Below are 19,323 nucleotides of genomic sequence, written 5' to 3'. Positions count from 1 at the left end.
TTTGACTCAGATGGCTGTCAAACAAGTGGCCTGTTCTGGATCGGTATCAACCAACGACAGATCATGATCTAAACGTAAGCCGATGCTCTCAAGCTTCTGCCCCACGCTCAATCGAGCGAGCTCTTTCATATTGTTGTCGCGGCTTAAATGCGCTAAGTAAATTCTCCGGGTCTTGTTGCCAATAACCTCTGTGAGTGCCCTAGCTGATTCATCATTAGAAATATGACCGGTATCGCCAAGAATTCGTTGTTTCACACTCCAAGGATAACGGCCCATCATCAGCATTTCCGTATCATGGTTTGCCTCCATAATATAGGCATCTGAATCAGATATCATACCCTTAATATGTTCCGACACATAGCCGAGATCCGTCAACAACGTAATCTTTTTGTCGTCCTCGTGAATCATATAGAACATCGGATCTGCTGCATCATGAGAGACAGAAAAGGATTCAATCGACAAGGAACCAAAATCTTTAATTGTATTGGCTTGAAATTCAAACTTTTGGTCATTGGGTATCTCGCCAATAGATGCTGACATGGCTTGCCACGTCTTTGTATTGGCATAAACAGGTGTGTGGAAACGCCGCGCAAATACACCGAGTCCCTTTACATGATCACTATGCTCATGGGTAACAAGAATGGCATCAATATCTTCCGCCTTGCGGTTGATTTGTGCCAACAATTCCACCATTTTCTTTCCGCTTAATCCGCAATCAATGAGCAGATGCCGTTCACCATTCTCAATATAGAGCGAGTTCCCCGTACTGCCGCTCGCTAAAACGCTCATTTGCATGGTCATTTATTCTCTCTCCCCATTGGTTCTCTCTCAATTCAGCTGTTGAATATTTCCGGACATCGCGTTAACGAAATATTCTTCTGTGTGGCCATTGACATGTACAACAATATGCCAAGCCGGCATGAATATCAGCGGATCCGATCCGGAATCGCCGACCAGATTAATATACACTAATTCAACTGTCTTCACTGTCGGCCGATAGAATTCCATAATATTTGTATTTTCCGCTAGATTCGTTAGCGCGCGTTCGCTACTGATAATATCGACATGGTTCACCTGTTTGAAGCGAAAAAAACTTTGCTGATAGCTGATAATATTTCCGTCTTTGATCAAGAACTGAAGCATCGGGATATTGCTTCTACGGCTGACAAAAACAGGATGACCATTATAGAGCTGAACAAAGTCAACCGTTCCTGATTTATGATCCGTTTGCCAATACGTATAATTTTGCCCTTGATAGATGATACCCAAGATGTTTTTCTGCAGATCGGCACCCTCAAGACTGCTACTGTTGATGGGCTGCTTCAGTGTGCTGTCTAACTGCATGCCATTGCTACTCAGTCGGATTTTTTGACTGACAGGACGGGCTGAGCTAGCAAGCAGCGAAAGAAAATTCTTTTGTTTGTTAAAATCAATGCGAGATCCTCTTAAGAAAGTCACCCCACTTGGCGGCGTTGCCGAGACCTGGGTGTCCATTCGGAAGCTATTGTGAATGCCGGAATTTGGACCGTCAATCGTTTGCACCTCTTCATTATGCTGACGCATATAAAGCTCAAAGATAAGAAAGGCGTCGAGCAGCAAAAAACAGATGATAAAAATGGATTTTGTCTTGCTCCAGTTCACGATGAACGCCTCTCCTTCCCCAGCATTCCTTTCTGAATGATAGCATCAGTCGCGGAATACCAGCGGTTGTCCAATTTATAAAACCAATCGGGCGTTGCTTCAAGCGAATAATTGTTATTTCCTTTAGGGGCAGCTAACTGATAGCCAATGGTTAAGTCCTGAATGCGGCTGACCGGAACAGCGGCTGCTTTGAGCTTCTGCAAAATAGATTTACCAGAATCTAAAGAGACGCTACCCGGCTGATCAATTGGATTCAAGTCAAGCAACGTACGATTAAAACTACTTAATTGTCCATTTTTCCATGTCAGTTCAATCTGTGTCAAGAACGGATTGGGGTAGTAGTCTGTATTAAAAGCAAGATAATCACCGATACGCATGCGAAAAGTCACAGTCTCCGATTTACGATTTTTCGATAATTCAAGACCCGCGTAACCGTAATCATCGGTCCACTCCTTGAAATTATTTAACAGATCATAGCTGTGAAAAATGGGATCCGTAAGTTGTTGATTATTATCCGAAATTCCAGGGTTGACGTTCACATACTGAAGCACGTTCCCGGTCTGTTCCAGCTGACTCTGCCCATCGGTATACATCAACTTTCCCCGATTATGAAAGATATTTTCCTCTGGATCATTAAATAGTATCGGAACAAAAGCATCTAATTTTTTTAGATTATAATAAAACATCACGGTTGGCAATTCGGTCTTCTTTGCCGGTACATAAGCGATTTTCCCGCTCAAATGTTCCCTTTCATAGGACGTGCTGCTGGTTCGCGCAAACAGATGCTTCAATACGCTCAAATCGATCCGATTGGCCGTTGCAAAGAATTGATTTCGTCCATCCTGGGAAGAAAATAAGGCGATTAAGCCGCCCTTTTCAGCCGTGTAGAATTCGATTCGATCAATCAGTACATTCTGAGGAATCGCCGTGTTCTTTTCATTAAAACCAAATATTTTTTTGAGCGTGTCGTGCATTAATGGTGCGGGAAAAATCACTTCATAAGATAAATCATTTTTCCGTGCCGGAACCTGCAGGCGATAGGCAACCGGTACAAGATCACTGAACGAGGCTCGCTGGATTAACGCATACGCGCCTTGCACTTGGCTTGTCCTTGTCTCCCCCAATACGCCGCCTGCTGAATGCTGCAGAAAGAGGGTCGGCGCCACGACACTTGAAGCCGAACGCGACCCGTTCTCAGAAATAGCCACTGATTTCGCTGAGCCTGAAGGGCTCTTGTAATTTTCAAAATCTGATCGATAGAACAAGATATTCCACGTCATTGCGACACTGGAGAGTACGAGCAGGCCAAGCAGCAGCGTCTTAAATACTTCTCGCGTCATTCCTGCCAGCGCCTCCTTTTCCCTGATCCAGCGGCAGAATAAAATGAATCGCCGTACCTTGATTCCATTCACTTTCCGCCCAGATTTCGCCGCCTTGCGCCTCTATCATTTCCTTGGCAATAGCCAAACCGAGGCCGGTTCCGCCAAGCTTTCTGGAGCGTGCCCGATCCACACGATAAAATCGATCAAAGACTTTAGACAAGTTTTCTTTCGGAATTCCCACACCTTGGTCACTAATCATCGTACGAATTCGATTTTTTTTCATGAAAACCTGAAAGGTAATTATGCCGCCTTCCGGCGAATACTTAATCGCATTAGAAATGATATTATCAATGACCTGTGTCAGTTTGTCACGATCAATCAAGACATAAAAACGCCCCCGCGGAAATTTGCGGATAAACTGGATGTTCTGACGCTTCGTCATTTCGAAACGGTCGATAATATTCTCACAGAATTTAATATAATCGGTCCGCTGCAAAGTAATTTTTACTTCTTTCGAATCCAAACGTGACAATTGCAGCAAATCATTGACCAACCGAATCATTCGTTCTGTTTCTCTTTGAGTCACACCAAGGAATTTCTTGGCCAACGCCGCGTCGTCAACCGCACCGTCCTGCAAAGCTTCAAGATAGCTTTTCATCGTCGTTAGAGGCGTTCGAAGTTCATGCGACACATTCGCAACAAATTCCCGTCGCTCACTGTCCACCTTTTCTTGGTCCGTTACATCATGAATGACACAAATTAAACCATTCTCTAACCCGTTTTCTTTCTTAACGACAGAGAAGTTCGCGCGTAGCAGCACGGTTTCCTGGTTCGTGCTGAAATCCAAAACTATGGATTCCGGCATCTCGTAAAGATCACGTATCCTGTATTCTTTTCTTATTTTTAATAAATCGAGCACCGAATTACCTGTGATATCATGACGATAAACATCGAGCAGCTCTTCGGCACGATTATTCATCAGAATGACATTGCCCTTTCGATCAGTAGCAAGGACACCATCCGTCATAAACGTCAGCACCGACTTCAATTTTCGTCGTTCAGACTCGGTAGTCGCCGTCGCTTCTCGCAATTTATTGGTCATATTGTTGAATGCGTTGGCCAACTGGCCAATTTCATCTTTCTCAATCATTTCGACTTTGCGTGAGAAATTTCCTTGAGAGACCGCGAGTACTTGACGCTGCATCTGAACCAAAGGCTTGGTTACCGTGCGCGCCAGGAAAAAACCGAGAATGCCTGTCACGAGTAGCGCAAAAATAGTCGCCGTTGCTAGAATCGAGTTGATAGTCGTTAGTTGACTATACACACCTTCTAGACTCTTCTCCACGTACAAAATGCCGAACCGCTGTCCGCCTACCTTAATCGGAACGATGACAATATCCACACGCTCACCGCTGCTGCCATCCGTTTTTCGGTACTTACTCGCGACGTTTGAACTTAAGTTCTGCGTAATCAATTCATTGGTATTACGCTTCCCCTGAATCTCCGTACGCTTATCCCCGGAAGCTGCCAAGATAACATTATTCTCATCGACCACTTCAATCTCTTTCACACTACTGTCACTAATTTCAGAAATTTGGTTACGCACCTGTCCGGTAACAGTCGCGTCATCTACGTTCGTTTCACGTGTCTCCCGCACCGCCTCGCCAATATTGACGGCAATCAATTTACTTTGATTAACAAGTGCCGTTTCAAAACTATTCAGCTGCATCGTTTTCAGTCGATCAGAAAAGACAACACCGATCAGCTGCATCGCGAGCAAAATAAGCAGGGTATAGACTAAAACAATTTTAAATTGAATCGATTTGAAAAAACCGACCTTCGTCATTCCGACGGCTCCTGTTCAGGCATGTTCAGATAGTAACCGACACCGCGTCGGGTTATGATCCAAATTGGCCGACTTGGATTGTCCTCGATTTTTTCCCGTAAGCGGCGAACGGTCACATCAACGGTCCGCACGTCGCCAAAGTAATCATAGCCCCAGACAGTCTGAAGCAGATTTTCACGGGTCATCACTTGACCAATGTGATCGGCCAAGTAATGAAGCAATTCGAATTCACGATGTGTTAATTCAATGATCTTGCCGCGTTTGGTAACAATATAAGCATCAAGATTAATCACCAAATCGCCGATTTCAATGTTATTTTCCTTGGGCCGCTCTTCTTCAGATGTTTCCTGCCTGTGCCTCCTGAGATTGGCTTTGACACGTGCAATCAATTCACGATTGCTGAATGGCTTGGTGACATAGTCATCCGCGCCCATTTCCAATCCCAGCACCTTATCGATTTCTGAGTCTTTCGCCGTCAGCATAATAATCGGCATATTATGCGTTTTTCGAATTTCCCGGCAGACTTCCATGCCATCTTTAACCGGTAGCATGACATCCAGCAACACCATATCCGGATTCATTTCTTCCACTTTCTCTAAGGCTTCTTCACCATCATACGCACAGGTAACTTCGTAGCCTTCCTTTTCAAGATTAAATTGCAGTATATCGGCAATCGGTTGTTCATCATCCACTACAAGTATACGATTTCCCATTTTCGTTCCTCCACAATAGATTGTTTCGAATCAAAATTCGCTGATCGTGAAAAGTCAATGGCTGCCGTGCTTTTCGCCCGCCAGTCTCAAGAATAAGCAGTCATTGCTTGTTCCAATTTATAACATTCGTTGATTGTTTCACGTTTTTACTGATCGGTTACCGGATAAAACAAATGAGGGAGGGGCATTTTGGAGAGACTTGGTTTCATAGAGGGTTCGTGCAAAGCAGCCTGCCAGCTGACAACAGCGAGGATCAGGAGCATCCATCCTATCCGTTTTACAGAAAGTCCTCAATGATCAACTGCCTTGAGAAAAATGCAACCCGAAAACCTGCCAACATTATTCATGCCACACCCTGTGACGGCACTTTTGCCCGAATCATTGCTATTTTACCATAAAGCAGGCGAACGTGTCACAATCAGATGTGAACGCGTAAGTCTAAAACGAAAAGCCTCCAGATATTATCCAGAGGCTTTTCTTTATGTCAGTTAAAAGCGCCACGACGCTCATTTTCGATAAACATGGCTCGAGGCGGAATCGAACCACCGACACGAGGATTTTCAGTCCTCTGCTCTACCGACTGAGCTATCGAGCCATATGTAATGGCGGGTCCGAGCGGACTTGAACCGCCGATCTCCTGCGTGACAGGCAGGCATGTTAACCACTACACCACGGACCCATTGGTTGCGGGGGCAGGATTTGAACCTACGACCTTCGGGTTATGAGCCCGACGAGCTACCAGACTGCTCCACCCCGCGATATTATCTAAGCGGCGCCTTTTTGCGGCACAAGAAATATTCTACCACCGCTTAGGATAAAATGCAAGTCAAGAATTGAAAATGATCACACGTTGCCTTTTACCGTCCCTTACGATCCAAACCCGCACGAAACTGCTCTGTCCCTTTGATGACCGCCAACATACTGTTGCGCAGCGCTTCAGCATTAGGTGCTGTAAGTGGATCAGCATTATAGAGCACGGCATCTGCAGGACTACCTGTCCTAATGACTTCTCCGGATTTACCGGATGTCAGAATCTGGCGTCCAACAACCGTTGCCGCTTGCCAAGCTTCCATGCGTGTCAAGCCACAGTCCACCAATGTATCTAACTCATCTAAGTTAAGACCGTGCAGCGCAGGTGTCGCAAAATCCGTACCAAAGCCAATTTGGACGCCCGCGCGTTTTGCGCCAAGCACAGATATCTGATGTGCGTCCGCTGCACGCGCTGCACGTTCGCAGAGTATTTCTGGCAAAGCAAACGCACCATGGGGATCGGCTGCAATGCGGTAAATGGCTGTAGTCGGGATCAGCGGAATACGTTGCTGCGCCAGCAAAGCAGCCTGATCAGCCGTCATAAAAACACCGTGCTCAACTGTATCGGCACCCGCTTCTATCACCCAATCTAAAGTTGCACCGCCCCATGTATGAACCATGACTTTCATATGATGCGCATGTGCAGCGCGCACCGCTGTTACAAATTCTTCTTTTGAAAAAAGCGGATCAAGCACCTTCTCAGCCGGTGATCCAAGGCCGCCGGTTGCAAAGATCTTTATCCATTTTGCTCCGCTATGACTGATTCCATCGATGCTCTGCTGAAGATGCCGGCTGCCCTTCGCGTCGCCAGCTCCGAGCATGGCACCGCAGGAAGTGACAGACAGAGGCATGTCATACTTTTGTGCAAGCCGGGCAGCCGCGTCAGGCAGAAGGCCGCCAGCATCCCGCACCGTAGTCACACCGGTTCGCAAAGTTGCTTCAAACGCCTGTGCCTGCATCTGCTCAATCTCTTGCGGTGCCCTTTTTGCCTGATCGGCGCTATCAAAGTCTGTCCATGCGAGATGAAGATGAAGATCAACAAAGCCCGGAGCAATCCATTTGCTCTCGCAATCATGACACGTCTCAATATCTGACGATTCCGCAACAGAGGTGAAACGGCCATTGCTGACTTTAATATCAAATAGTTTATCTTTAATTCCTGCAATATAAATGTGATGATATGTCTGATCATGAGTCATTGGATGCCAACCATACCTTTCTTACCGCATGAATTGCAACTTCAGGTTGAGCCGCATTCAGTAAGCCCGCAAGTGTGCCGATCGCTTTTTCCACGCTCTTCAGACTCGCCTGTGAACCAAAATGATTGACTCGCAGCAATTTACCATATAGCTCTCCATCGCCAGGAGCTAGAATGCCTCTAGACTGTCTGATGATCGGTTCGCCCTGCCGGAGCCGCACGGTGGTCACGAGTGGTGAACAGGCACTTTCCTGTCGTTGCCAGGCTTTAAGACCGAGACTTTTTATTCCTGCTAGCGTTGATGCAGCGGCCAGTTGATGCCGGTGATTCACCGATGCTATGCCTTCTGTTTGAATTTGATGAAATGCTTTAATGACAGCTCTTGCTTCCAAAACCGGTATATTGGCGGGGACGGGTTCCGCTTCTCCTGACGCACGCTTTAAATCGAGCAACGATAACGCTGAATGACGTGGCGCAGAGGCATTACGTGACAAGAATTCCCAACCACGTGCGGATATGCCGACAGCGCTGATGCCATTTGAGCCGGAAAGTGCTTTTTGCGCACCAACGGCGACGAAATCCATCGCCCACTCATCCATCAATACCGGCTCCGCACCAATAGCCGAAACGGCATCGACGATGGTAATCAGATTGTTTTGCCGAGCAAGGTCCAGAAGCGCTTGGGTCGGGTTGGATCCTCCCGTAACTGCTTCACCCTGCACAAAAGCCACAGCGCACGGATGATGGCGTTCAATCGCTTCTGCCACCGCGGCGACAGCAACAACGTCATCATAAGGCGTTCGCAATTCTACAACATGGGAGCCACCCCGCGAGAGCCAATCGCCAAATTGCTCACCGTACGGACCGGTCACGATATTTAAAATGGTACGTCCACGGGCAGCGACTCCGGCTGCAATGGCTTCAATCCCAAGAATAGCCTCTCCGGGCACAATAACAGGCGTTTCCCGAGTGGACAACGCCCACGCAAATTGATCGGACAATTCGTCAAGTTCCGCTGGTGTTAAAGGGATCAATTGGCCCATCTTAGCGATCACCTGCTTTATCTATTAAATATAGGCATTCTAGGAACGGCAGATAAAAGCTGATAACTATAGTCTGCCTTCGGATGTAAGAAAAATTGTTCTTTGGGACTGACCTCAATAATTCTTCCTTGGCGCATCACAGCAACTGTATCGCAAACGGCGTTGATCACACCCATATCATGTGAAATGAATAGCATTGTCAGATTGAGCTTTTCTTTCAAACGATGCAGTAACTCCAGAACACTTAACTGAACGGAAACATCAAGCGCGCTCGTTGGTTCGTCCGCAATAAGAAGATTGGGTTCTACACTAATAGCGCGCGCAATGGCAATACGCTGGCGCTGACCACCCGAGAACGCGTACGGATACCGAACTAATGCGTCCTCATCAAGATGCACAAGAGCGAGTAATTCTCTGCAACGATCCATCAACTGCGAGCGAGGCACAATATGGTGGAACAGCAAACCTTCCGACAGAATCTGTCGGACTGTGTGCTTCGGATTGAGGGAAGCGTCAGGATTTTGAAACACCATCTGTATCGCTTTATGCTGCATTCGCGTGCGTCTCTTGCGAAGGACTTGTTCGCTGAACCGCACCTCCCCCTCATCCGGGGTAACTAATCCGGCAACCACCTTTGCCAGTGTTGATTTCCCCGATCCTGATTCGCCAACCAACCCGAGTGTCGTGTGCGCATCGATTTGAAGATTCACCTGGTTGAGCGCAATGAATCCTCCATAGTTAACAGTTATATTTTTAATCTGCAACGCGTCACTCACCCGCAATCACTCCTTTCAAATCTGGTAAGTGCAGCACAGAATCGATCAGCATCTTGGTGTAGGCATGCTGCGGATTGGCTAAAATGTCCTGTGTCCTCCCTTGCTCAACGATGCGTCCTTCTTTCATCACATAAAGCTTTGTACACAGCGCAGAAGCAATGGCCAAATTATGGGTTACGAATACAAGTGCAAAATTGAGTTCACGCTGCAATTTAGCAAGCAACTCAAGAATCTGCTTCTGTACCGTTACATCAAGCGCAGTCGTCGGCTCATCGCAAAGAAGGATGCCTGGTCTGCACGCAAGCGCGATAGCGATAAGAACGCGTTGACGCTGACCACCGGAGAGCTGGTGCGGATAGCGATCATTTCTCTTCAAATCCTCGGGCAACCCCAGGAGTGCTAACAGTTCAAGAGCCTTTGTCCTTGATGTCTTTCGGCTGAGATGCTGTCTGTAAGAGACAACCTCTGCAACCTGACGGACAACCGGACATAGCGGATCCAGTGCGCTTACCGGATCTTGAAAGATCATGGCGCAGCTGCTTTCGCACCGGATCGTGCCGCCAACTTTGATAATTGTCGGCGGCAGCAGTTGAATGATGGCGCGAAGGGTCAATGACTTTCCTGACCCGGATTCGCCGACAATACCGATCGTTTTCCCTTTTCCAACAGCGAGGCTGACATCCGTGACCAGTTGCTTTTTATTTGTTGTTGCGAGCGACAATTGATTGATTTCTAAGATTGTCGACATAGACATCATTTCCTTCTCCAAAGATCCGCTAGGCCGTCCCCAATCAAGGACAACGCAATACCTGTATAGACAACCGCAAACCCAGGTATCGTCGAAAGCCACCACTTGCTATAGATAAATGTCTGCCCTTCTGAAATCATCGTTCCCCAATCCGGTGTCGGAGGCGCGATTCCGATTCCGAGGTAGCCCAGCGTCACAATCGCAACAAGGAGGCCAACCATATCTGTCATCAGAACCACAATCGCCTGCGGTAAAACATTCGGCAAAATATGGAACAGCAAGATTCGACTATCCGGCAGACCCAGCACCTTTGCTGAGGCCACCCATTCCTGTTTCCGTAGTGACGCACTCAATCCCTTCACGACACGTGCAAATACAATCCATCCAACTAATGCGAATGTAATATAGATCCCGCGCTCACCCGCACCACTTGCAAAGGCGACGACGATCACAATCAGGTAGAATGGGAAGGCAATGAGCGTATTCGTCATAAGGGTCACAAGTGCATCAATCCATTTTCCGTAGTAACCGGCAAGCATGCCAAGAAAAATGCCGGTGCAAAAAGGGAGTATTTCAGCCAGGATCATAATTCTGAGATCTGTCCGCGCAGCGTAGATCAACCGTGTAAACAAATCGCGCCCGAGCTGATCGGTCCCAAGCCAATGATTTGCAGACGACGGCCGCAGAATATCTGCTAAATTCTGTGCGGCTGGTTGATAGCGACTGATTAGCGGAGCAAAGACAGCCAAACTAACTAGGAGAAGCAGCATGATGCCTCCTCCAAGAAGCGTCGGTGAAATTCTACGCTTTTTAAAAATGGATCCGTTCACGTTCTAATCGTCCCCCTTCAGCCGAGGATCCAGATAACCGGATAGGATTTCAATGAAAAGGTTGATCAGAACCACCGCCACTGCGCAGTAAAGGGCGATGCCCTGAATTACCGGAAAATCCCTGCTCGAGATAGCTGAGAACAGCAGGCTGCCAATGCCCTTCAAACCAAACACTTGTTCAATAACCAATGTGCCACCAATCAAATAAGAGACATTGACGCCGAGCAGCATCAGTGTTGGAATCGATGCATTACGGAGTACATGACGGAACAGGATCACCCGATTAGGGATGCCTGCGGCTTTTAATGTCACAACAAAATCTGATCCCAAGACATCCAAAAGTTGCGCCCTAAGTGAGCGAACAAGTGACGGAATCTGTGAGAAGGCTACTGTAATAGCGGGAAGGGTTAGGCTGTATAGCGTACCAAACAAACCACCGCTTGTCCCCCCAACAGGAAACCAATGCAACCAAACGCCGAAAACTAAAATCAGCAATAGGCCCACCCAGAACACAGGCATGCCAAGCGTAATTGTTGGGAATATGCGTATCAGATGATCAACAAGCCCGTCCTTATGGGTGGCTGCGATCATTGCAAGAAGCACGGCAACAACAATGGTGATCGCAATTGCCATCACGATCAGTAAAAGGGTGACCGGCGTACGCTCGGCAATCAACGTTCGAGTCGATACATTGTAGATAATCGAAGTCCCTGTGTCCCCATACATAAACAAATGATGCAAAAAACGAACAAATTGCTGCCCTAGGGGAAGGTCCAAACCTAAGCTGTGGCGCATTTGAATGATCTCACTTGGCGAGGCGTGTTCACCAAGAATCATCTTTACTGGGTCACCCGGCACAATCCGTATAATAAAGAAAACGGCAACAATGATACAGGCAACGGTAGCCATGGCTTTCAACAATGCTGATAATATGCTTATAGAAACAGTGGCTGCCGTATGACCGGCAGCCCTGTTTGACAATATTCCCTTACGAAAGATGCGTCTTTTATTTAACATATGCATCTTCAAAACGAACACTCCCATTCGGGAGAACGACAAGCCCTTTAACACTTGAGCGGTGACCAATCACAATATCCGGATAATAGAGCGGGATATACGGCACTTCATTTGCGAGAATCTGCTGCATTTGTGCGTAAATTTTCGCACGTTTCGGACCGTCTGCTGTCTGTTCGCCTGCATATAGCAGTTTGGTAACTGTATTATTTGTATAATGTGTCCAATAAGATTTACTGAATCCCTTCGGATCTGTTTGGAAAGCGAGAATCGAATCAGCATCAGGAAAATCGGCCTGACCACTGTTAATCATCATCGAATAGTTGTAAGCAAAGAAACGTTCACGAAAAGTCGCCAGTTCCACGGATTGAATTTTGATATGAATACCGATCGCTTTCCCAGCAGCCTGAATGATCTGAGCTTCCTGCTTAACTGCACTGTTCCCTGACGCAATGAGCAACGTCGTTGTGAACCCCTTAGGATGGGTTGACTTTGCCAATTCTTTTTTTGCCGCAGCCACATTATAATTCAGCGCCTTCACTGAAGCATCTGAATTGTAGGTAATCGTCGTCGGCAGTAACGAGTGAGCTGTCTTAGCGTAACCAAATGTAACTGCCTTTGTCAGTCCGTCTCGGTTAATCGCAAGCGCTAACGCGCGACGTACGTGTACATCGGAAAGGTTTTTATCAAGTGTATTGAAGAATACTTGCTCGGTCACCCAGCTCCCGTCTGTCTGGATTTTCGTATCTGATCCCTGCGACAACGCCTTCGCGTTTTCTAGCGGAACAGACTCAATGGCATCGACTTCACCAGACTTCAACTGATTGACCGCTTGCGTATCATCAGAAATCGTTTTGAAGACTAGTTTATCAATATAGGGCTTACCCTTCTGCCAATAATACGTATTTTTCTTGAATGTTAAATCACCCGCAGGATTCCACTTCTCAACCGCAAAAGGTCCTGTGCCTATTGGCTTTTTGAAGAACTGTTTTTCACTTTTTCCATCGAAATTATAAGGAATAATCCCATTGGAAAAATTAGCAAGTTGCGCGAGGAACGGTGTAAAAGGTTTTTTCAGCTTAATGACAAGCGTCTGCTTATTGTTTGCTATCACGCTATCTACTTTCGCCTCAATAGCCAATGGTCCGCCAGCGGACAAGTGATGCTTGATCGAAAAGGCAGCATCCCTAGCAGTTACGGGTTTTCCGTTTGAAAATTTCAGCCCATCGCGTAGGACAAATGTATAGGTCAAACCATCGCTGCTTACCTTATACGATTTCGCAAGCCAGTTGATAACCTTTCCGTTCTTATCGAAAGAGACGAGTGGTTCGAACACTTTGTCGATGGCAAATGCGTTATTCGATGTGATTTCTTTGAATAAATCAAAAGACGTGACCGAAGCAGGACGTCCATAAGTGAGCGTGCCACCCTTGATCGCTTTTTTAGATCCTGCATTCTGACCGGCTGCGCATCCCGAAAGCAAAAGGATCAACGCCAACGCGGTAGCTATAATTCCCTTTTTTGAAATGGTTCGATGGTTACTCATGTTCAGCACTACCTCCCAATCTTTTTGAAACTATTCTTATGTATTTACTATTAATTACTGTGTTTTTCAAAATTTACCTTGATTTATATCTTTTGTCAAGTTAAAGCAAAATATCATACGCGCTTTTTTCGTAGGTATTTCCCCCTCGCTTTTGCTGCTCTGTTACCTTCGATTATACATTCTTTTTTTCAGAAAAACTTGGCATAAGCCAAGTGCTTTTTTAACAACTGCGCCTCGGCTGCTCGCTTGCCGCGGGAGCTCACTTGGCTCGCTTTTCCCGCAGGCATCTCGGACCTCGCTGCATTTTTGTGCGAAATCTTATACATTCTTATTAAAAAAAGCAGCCAATCGCTTCGGCTGCTTTTTCTATAAGACATTCAGGCAAAGGCGCTGCGCACTTCAATCGTCTGTTTGCGATCGGGTCCGACTGAGAACATCGTCAGTGGCACCTGACTAAGCTGTGAAATTCTTTCAATATAGTGACGCGCATTTACCGGCAACTCGGCGAGGCTTTTTGCCTGCGTAATATCTTCGCTCCAGCCTGGCATTTCTTCATAAATCGGCTTGCACTTGGCTAGAACATTCAAGCTCGCCGGGAATTCCTCTATGACACGTCCCTCATATTCATAAGCCGTGCAGATCTTAACTGACTCAAGGCCAGTCAGTACATCGACACAATTCAGCGACAGGTCCGTTAATCCGCTCACGCGGCGAGAGTGGCGAAGCACTACACTGTCAAACCAGCCGACGCGACGCGGACGGCCAGTGACTGTGCCGTATTCATGACCGATCTCGCGGATCTGATCACCGATTGCGTCATTCAGTTCCGTTGGGAATGGGCCATCGCCAACACGCGTTGTATAGGCTTTTGCACAGCCAACGACATGATTAATCTTTGTCGGTCCGACGCCGGCACCAATTGTAACCCCGCCGGCAACCGGATTGGACGAGGTGACAAAAGGATAGGTCCCTTGATCAATGTCCAACATACAGCCTTGTGCCCCTTCAAAGAGAACACGTTTACCAGCATCCAACGCATTATTCAGCACAGCGGAAGTATCGCAGACCAAAGGACGCAACCGTTCGCCATAAGCCAGATAGTCGCCATAAATTTCATCGATGTTGAAGCCTTCGCATTCATACATTTTTTCAAAAAGCCTGTTTTTAGCCGCCAGGTTTTTCTCAAGCTTTTCCTTAAATGTCTCCGGCTCTAGCAAATCAGCCATACGAATCCCGATTCGCGCTGCTTTGTCCATATAAGCTGGCCCAATTCCCTTTTGGGTTGTGCCGATTTTTGACGCCCCTTTGCTCTCTTCTTCGAGTACGTCCAGCTTCAGATGATAAGGAAGAATGATGTGCGCCCGGCTACTGATTCGCAGATTGTCTGTCGAAACACCGTTCGCTTTCATGTAGTCCAGTTCCCCGCAAAGCGATTTCGGGTTTATGACCATCCCATTGCCAAGAACACAGATTTTATCCTTGTACAAGATCCCAGAAGGCATCAGACGCAATTTATAAGTTTTACCGTCCCACACAATCGTGTGACCGGCATTATCCCCACCTTGATAACGAGAGACCACTTCCGAGTTTTCAGAAAGATAATCCGTGATTTTGCCTTTTCCTTCATCGCCCCACTGGGCACCGACAACTACTACTGACGACATGCATCAAACCCCCTGCACATTGTTTTTCGCCTTTACGTTATTGACTGTTCGTCTGCATCGTCTTAACCATCATTTTTATTTTGTCAAACCATCGTATAGTTTATCAGTTTAATCGGTTAAAATCAATGTAAGAAAAGCGAACGTTTCTTTTCGGAACATTATGATTCGTTCGGAAATGAAATTAGAAAGTCCCCAAAAAATTGCGTTCAGCCCATTTTTGCTGACAAAATGCTTTGTAAACTTGGCTTAGCCAAGTCCTTTTGTAACAAATATGTTCCGGTCGCTTTTGGCTGTGCTTACGCCCCTCTTGGCACATCATCCTCATGTTTCCGGTCAAGATTGACGAATTTATTATATTCTTTGATAAAAGCAAGTTCGACAGTACCAACCGGACCGTTTCGTTGTTTCGCAATGATAATTTCGATGATGTTCTGTTTTTCGCTTTCTTTATTGTAATAATCATCTCGATAAAGAAAAGCAACGACATCGGCATCCTGCTCAATACTTCCCGATTCACGGATATCGCTCATCATTGGCCGTTTATCTTGGCGTGATTCGACACCACGCGACAACTGTGAAAGAGCAATCACAGGAACATTAAGCTCACGGGCCATCGCCTTCAAAGTTCGCGATATCTCCGACACTTCCTGTTGGCGGTTTTCCTGACGCCCATTCCCGCCCGAACCGAGAATCAATTGCAGATAGTCGATAACAACCAAATCAAGTCCCTTGTCCAGCTTCAGGCGCCGGCATTTGGCACGGATATCATTCACACGAATACCGGGTGAATCATCGATATAGATACCAGCATGTGAGAGACTGCCCATCGCCATCGTCAGCTTCTGCCAATCCTCGTCTTCCAATCGTCCCGTTCGCAGTTTCTGTGCGTCAATATTTCCTTCAGCACAGAGCATACGCATCGCCAGCTGCTGGGCGCCCATTTCAAGACTGAAGATCGCCACATTGGCTTCGTTTTTGGTTGCAACATTCTGCGCTATATTGAGCGCAAAGGCTGTCTTTCCGACAGATGGGCGGGCAGCAACAATGATCAAATCACTCTTTTGAAAACCGGCGGTCATGCGATCCAACTCAATGAAGCCTGTCCCTGTTCCGGTCACATCACCTTTACGGTTTTGCAGGAGCTCAATCGTATCATACGTTTCGATCAAGACATCCTTCATAGACTGGAATTCCCCGCCACGCTTCCGCTCAGCCACCTCAAGGATTTTTCGTTCGGCATCGGCGAGAATACGCTCAACTTCCTCTTCGCGCGTGTACCCTTCTGAAACAATTTGCGTGGCCGTACGGATCAGTCGGCGCAGAAGTGACTTCTCAGCAACAATTTGACAATAATAGCTGAGATTTGCCGCAGTTGGAACGGAACCCGCCAACTCAGCGAGATACGAAACGCCGCCAACTTCCTCTAGGTGCTTTGCCGATTGCAACGCATTCGTTACGGTCACGACATCAACGGGTTCGTTTTGTTCGGAAAGCTCAAGCATCACCGAGAAGATTAGCTGATGACTCGTTCGATAGAAGTCTTCAGGCACCAAGTCTTCTGATGCAGCAATAATTGCAGAAGGCTCAAGGAAAATGGCACCTAATACGGCCTGCTCCGCTTCAATATTATTCGGCGGTGTCCGGTCGGCGAACAAATCACTCATGAACCAATCCCTCCCCTGAACTCAAGTGAAAACGCCGGCTCAGACTTCCTGAACATGTACCTTGACTGTGGCCGTTACCTGAGGATGAAGTTTCAGGGCAACATCCGTAAAGCCAAGCGTGCGAATCGGCTCGGCCAAGTCGATCTTTCTCTTATCTACGTCAATGCCGCGTTTCTTTAATTCCTGGGCAATTTGTTTACTCGTTATTGAACCAAAAAGCCGGCCGCCTTCTCCGGATTTAGCCTGCAGCTCAATCGTTAGCTGTTCTATTTTCTCTTTTAATGCTTTCGCCTCGGCAAGTTCTTCCGCTGCTTCTTTCTTCTGTCTCTTTTTTTGTGCCTCAAGCTGACTCATACTTCCCTTGTTCGCTTCGACTGCAAGATGATGTGGGAAGAGATAGTTGTGTGCATAGCCCTCTGAAACTTCCTTGATATCGCCTTGCTTGCCTTTACCCTTAACATCTTTCACAAAAATGACTTTCATTAAGACAAACCTCCTTCAAAATACGTATCAATGGCTTTCTTTACTTTATCTGTAGCTTCTGGAACAGTCAGTCCGCTCAGCTGAGTCGCGGCATTATTCAGATGACCACCGCCGCCCAGACTCTCCATGATGATTTGAACATTAATTTCTCCCAGTGAACGCGCACTGATGCCGACTTTCCCATCGTCGCGCAAGGCGACGACAAACGACGAGCGAATCCCTTCAAGCGTCAGCAATGTATCAGCTGTCTGAGCGATTAGCACCTGATCATATGTTCTGTTCTCCTCACCCGCCGTCAAGGCGATTGCTGAGCGGTAAACTTCCGTTCGGCGAATCAGATCGGCACGCTGATTGAATTGATCGAGATCATCACAAAGAAACTTCTGTACCAGAATCGTATCCGCTCCATGCGCCCGCAAATAAGATGCGGCATCAAATGTCCGGAAACCGGTCCGAAGCGTGAAATTTTTTGTATCAACAGCGATGCCGCCAAGAATCGCCGTTGCTTCAATAACGTCAAGCGGGCGCTCATTCGTCTGATACTCGAGCAATTCTGTGACAAGTTCAGATGTTGAAGACGCATAAGGCTCCATATAAACGAGCACTGGCGCTTTAATAAATTCCTCAGCACGGCGGTGATGATCAATAATAACCACGCGATGGACTTCCTGCAGCAATTCCGGGGCAACTACCATTGACGGTCTGTGCGTATCAACGACAACGATCAGCGTCCTCTTAGTCACTTGTTCACGTGCTTCTTCTTTAGAAATAAAGTGGCTCCAGAGATGCCGATCTTTCTGGACTTCCTCCATCAGACGGACAACCCCCGAAAGACGTTCTCCCGGATCGCGAATGATTTTTGCGCTACGTCCATTGGCATGAGCGATTTTCATTACACCAATACAGGCTCCCACAGAGTCAAGATCAGGTGAACGATGTCCCATTATTAGCACCTGGTCGCTTTCGAGCATCAACTCAGACAGCGCATGAGAAATGACCCGTGCCCGCACGCGTGTTCGTTTCTCAATTGGATTTGATTTGCCGCCATAAAATTTAACATCGCCATCGGGACGCTTGATCACCGCTTGATCACCGCCACGCCCGAGGCCGAGATCAAGCGCCGATTGTGCGAAGGCACCTAAGTCTTCCAACATTGCCGTTCCAGCGCCGACACCGATGCTGAGCGTCAAAGGGATATGGCTGAGCGGGATTGTTATTTCCCTGACCTGATCCAAAATTGAAAAATGGCCTTCCTCAATCTCTTTCAGCACTTTTTCATTCATGACTGCAAGAAAACGATCAGCCGCCGTCCGGCGCAAATAAATTCCATGGGCTGATGCCCATTTCTTTATTGCTGTCGTTGATTTATTACTGATCGCGCTACGCACCTGATCATCTAGCCCTTGAGTCACTTCGTCATAATTATCGAGAAAAATTAATGCCAGAACAACATGCTCATTGTAATATGCTTTCTTAATTTTTAACAAATCGGTAATGTCGGTAAAATAAAGCAGGCGGTCGGCGCGCTTTATCCGCACGCGAAATTTTCGGCCGCCAATTAAAACGATCGATGAGTCCTTATCTGAATGGAGCAATTCGATCAAAGAAACTGATAAATCTTGAAGTGGGCGACCAATCAGCGCGTCACCACTTGTCTGAATAGTAGCCAGATAGGGATTGCACCACTCAATGCGCTCCGAACGATTGTATAAAATAATCCCAACGGGCATCTGTAGCAGCGCTTCATCGCCCACTTGCTTCAGACGGTAGGACAATCCCGCGATATATTCGACTAATTCTTTATCAAATTGTGTCTCATTGACAATGAACCAAGTGATGGCAAGCGCCAAGATAACAACGCCTGCTAGCGCAAGCATCCAATTCAGAAAGGCCACGAAGACAAGAAAGAGAAGACACAGCAAGCCAATAACGATCAACAAATCGCTGCGCCATCGATGTTTAAATTGGTTTGCCAACTTCTTCAGCTCCCGGGGCCGTATAGGTTAGTCGTATCTATTGTCTGCA

At 47.0% G+C, this 19,323-nt stretch carries 16 protein-coding genes and 3 tRNA genes; all 19 read right to left on the bottom strand.

All coding sequences use genetic code 11. The features are described 5' to 3' along the window. Positions 1 to 6: 6 nt before the first annotated feature. The 19 genes from JOC27_RS01290 to JOC27_RS01200 all read right to left on the bottom strand — a co-directional run bounded on the left by JOC27_RS01290 (position 7) and on the right by JOC27_RS01200 (position 19,274). Positions 7 to 801 carry an MBL fold metallo-hydrolase gene (locus JOC27_RS01290; RefSeq protein WP_205005188.1) on the bottom strand — a complete coding sequence of 265 codons (795 nt, stop codon included), beginning with the start codon at positions 799 to 801 and terminating at the stop codon, positions 7 to 9. Positions 802 to 828: 27 nt separating this feature from the next. Continuing rightward, the gene (gene yycI / locus JOC27_RS01285; RefSeq protein WP_205005187.1) at positions 829 to 1,641 is read right to left on the bottom strand and encodes a two-component system regulatory protein YycI; all 813 of its coding nucleotides are present in this window, start codon (positions 1,639 to 1,641) and stop codon (positions 829 to 831) included. Next, on the bottom strand, positions 1,638 to 2,981 hold the full coding sequence (locus tag JOC27_RS01280; RefSeq protein ID WP_205005186.1) for a YycH family regulatory protein: 1,344 nt from the start codon (positions 2,979 to 2,981) through the stop codon (positions 1,638 to 1,640). Before JOC27_RS01280 ends, yycI begins: the two co-directional genes overlap by 4 nt. Then, positions 2,962 to 4,809: a cell wall metabolism sensor histidine kinase WalK gene (gene walK, locus JOC27_RS01275; protein WP_205005185.1), complete on the bottom strand. Its 1,848-nt coding sequence runs from the start codon at positions 4,807 to 4,809 to the stop codon at positions 2,962 to 2,964. Before walK ends, JOC27_RS01280 begins: the two co-directional genes overlap by 20 nt. After that, complete coding sequence (gene yycF, locus JOC27_RS01270) at positions 4,806 to 5,522, bottom strand: response regulator YycF (protein WP_205005184.1); 717 nt, start codon at positions 5,520 to 5,522, stop codon at positions 4,806 to 4,808. The genes walK and yycF overlap by 4 nt, the downstream gene beginning before the upstream one ends. 522 nt (positions 5,523 to 6,044) lie before the next feature. Then, positions 6,045 to 6,117: transfer RNA gene (locus JOC27_RS01265), tRNA-Phe, on the bottom strand. Between the two features lie 8 nt (positions 6,118 to 6,125). Beyond that, positions 6,126 to 6,201: transfer RNA gene (locus JOC27_RS01260), tRNA-Asp, on the bottom strand. 2 nt (positions 6,202 to 6,203) lie between these two features. Then, positions 6,204 to 6,280 (bottom strand) — tRNA-Met (locus tag JOC27_RS01255). Positions 6,281 to 6,379: 99 nt separating this feature from the next. Beyond that, positions 6,380 to 7,531 carry an amidohydrolase family protein gene (locus JOC27_RS01250; protein ID WP_205005183.1) on the bottom strand — a complete coding sequence of 384 codons (1,152 nt, stop codon included), beginning with the start codon at positions 7,529 to 7,531 and terminating at the stop codon, positions 6,380 to 6,382. Beyond that, positions 7,521 to 8,573: an aminotransferase class V-fold PLP-dependent enzyme gene (locus JOC27_RS01245; protein ID WP_205005182.1), complete on the bottom strand. Its 1,053-nt coding sequence runs from the start codon at positions 8,571 to 8,573 to the stop codon at positions 7,521 to 7,523. Before JOC27_RS01245 ends, JOC27_RS01250 begins: the two co-directional genes overlap by 11 nt. Positions 8,574 to 8,590: 17 nt before the next feature. Then, entirely contained in the window at positions 8,591 to 9,349 is a 759-nt protein-coding gene (locus tag JOC27_RS01240) for an ATP-binding cassette domain-containing protein (protein ID WP_205005181.1), read from the bottom strand. Beyond that, on the bottom strand, positions 9,342 to 10,097 hold the full coding sequence (locus JOC27_RS01235; protein WP_239529275.1) for an ATP-binding cassette domain-containing protein: 756 nt from the start codon (positions 10,095 to 10,097) through the stop codon (positions 9,342 to 9,344). Before JOC27_RS01235 ends, JOC27_RS01240 begins: the two co-directional genes overlap by 8 nt. A 5-nt stretch (positions 10,098 to 10,102) precedes the next feature. Then, positions 10,103 to 10,927, bottom strand: a complete 825-nt coding sequence (locus JOC27_RS01230) for an ABC transporter permease (protein WP_338062753.1) — start codon at positions 10,925 to 10,927, stop codon at positions 10,103 to 10,105. A 3-nt stretch (positions 10,928 to 10,930) separates the two neighbouring features. Further along, positions 10,931 to 11,950: an ABC transporter permease gene (locus JOC27_RS01225; RefSeq protein WP_239529299.1), complete on the bottom strand. Its 1,020-nt coding sequence runs from the start codon at positions 11,948 to 11,950 to the stop codon at positions 10,931 to 10,933. Further along, positions 11,934 to 13,487, bottom strand: coding sequence for an ABC transporter substrate-binding protein (locus JOC27_RS01220; protein WP_205005178.1), 1,554 nt, complete (start codon positions 13,485 to 13,487; stop codon positions 11,934 to 11,936). Before JOC27_RS01220 ends, JOC27_RS01225 begins: the two co-directional genes overlap by 17 nt. Positions 13,488 to 13,864: 377 nt before the next feature. Continuing rightward, positions 13,865 to 15,151: an adenylosuccinate synthase gene (locus JOC27_RS01215; protein ID WP_205005177.1), complete on the bottom strand. Its 1,287-nt coding sequence runs from the start codon at positions 15,149 to 15,151 to the stop codon at positions 13,865 to 13,867. A 296-nt stretch (positions 15,152 to 15,447) separates the two neighbouring features. After that, positions 15,448 to 16,815 (bottom strand): replicative DNA helicase, encoded by a 1,368-nt coding sequence (gene dnaB, locus JOC27_RS01210; protein ID WP_205005176.1) that lies wholly within the window; start codon positions 16,813 to 16,815, stop codon positions 15,448 to 15,450. 39 nt (positions 16,816 to 16,854) lie between these two features. Beyond that, complete coding sequence (gene rplI / locus JOC27_RS01205; RefSeq protein ID WP_205005175.1) at positions 16,855 to 17,298, bottom strand: 50S ribosomal protein L9; 444 nt, start codon at positions 17,296 to 17,298, stop codon at positions 16,855 to 16,857. After that, complete coding sequence (locus JOC27_RS01200; RefSeq protein ID WP_205005174.1) at positions 17,298 to 19,274, bottom strand: DHH family phosphoesterase; 1,977 nt, start codon at positions 19,272 to 19,274, stop codon at positions 17,298 to 17,300. The genes rplI and JOC27_RS01200 overlap by 1 nt, the downstream gene beginning before the upstream one ends. Positions 19,275 to 19,323: the final 49 nt, after the last annotated feature.

This window comes from Sporolactobacillus spathodeae (assembly GCF_016908935.1).
Classification (GTDB): domain Bacteria; phylum Bacillota; class Bacilli; order Bacillales; family Sporolactobacillaceae; genus Sporolactobacillus; species Sporolactobacillus spathodeae.
The sequence above is the reverse complement of the archived record's forward strand: the minus strand, read 5'-3'. Positions and strand labels throughout refer to the sequence as shown.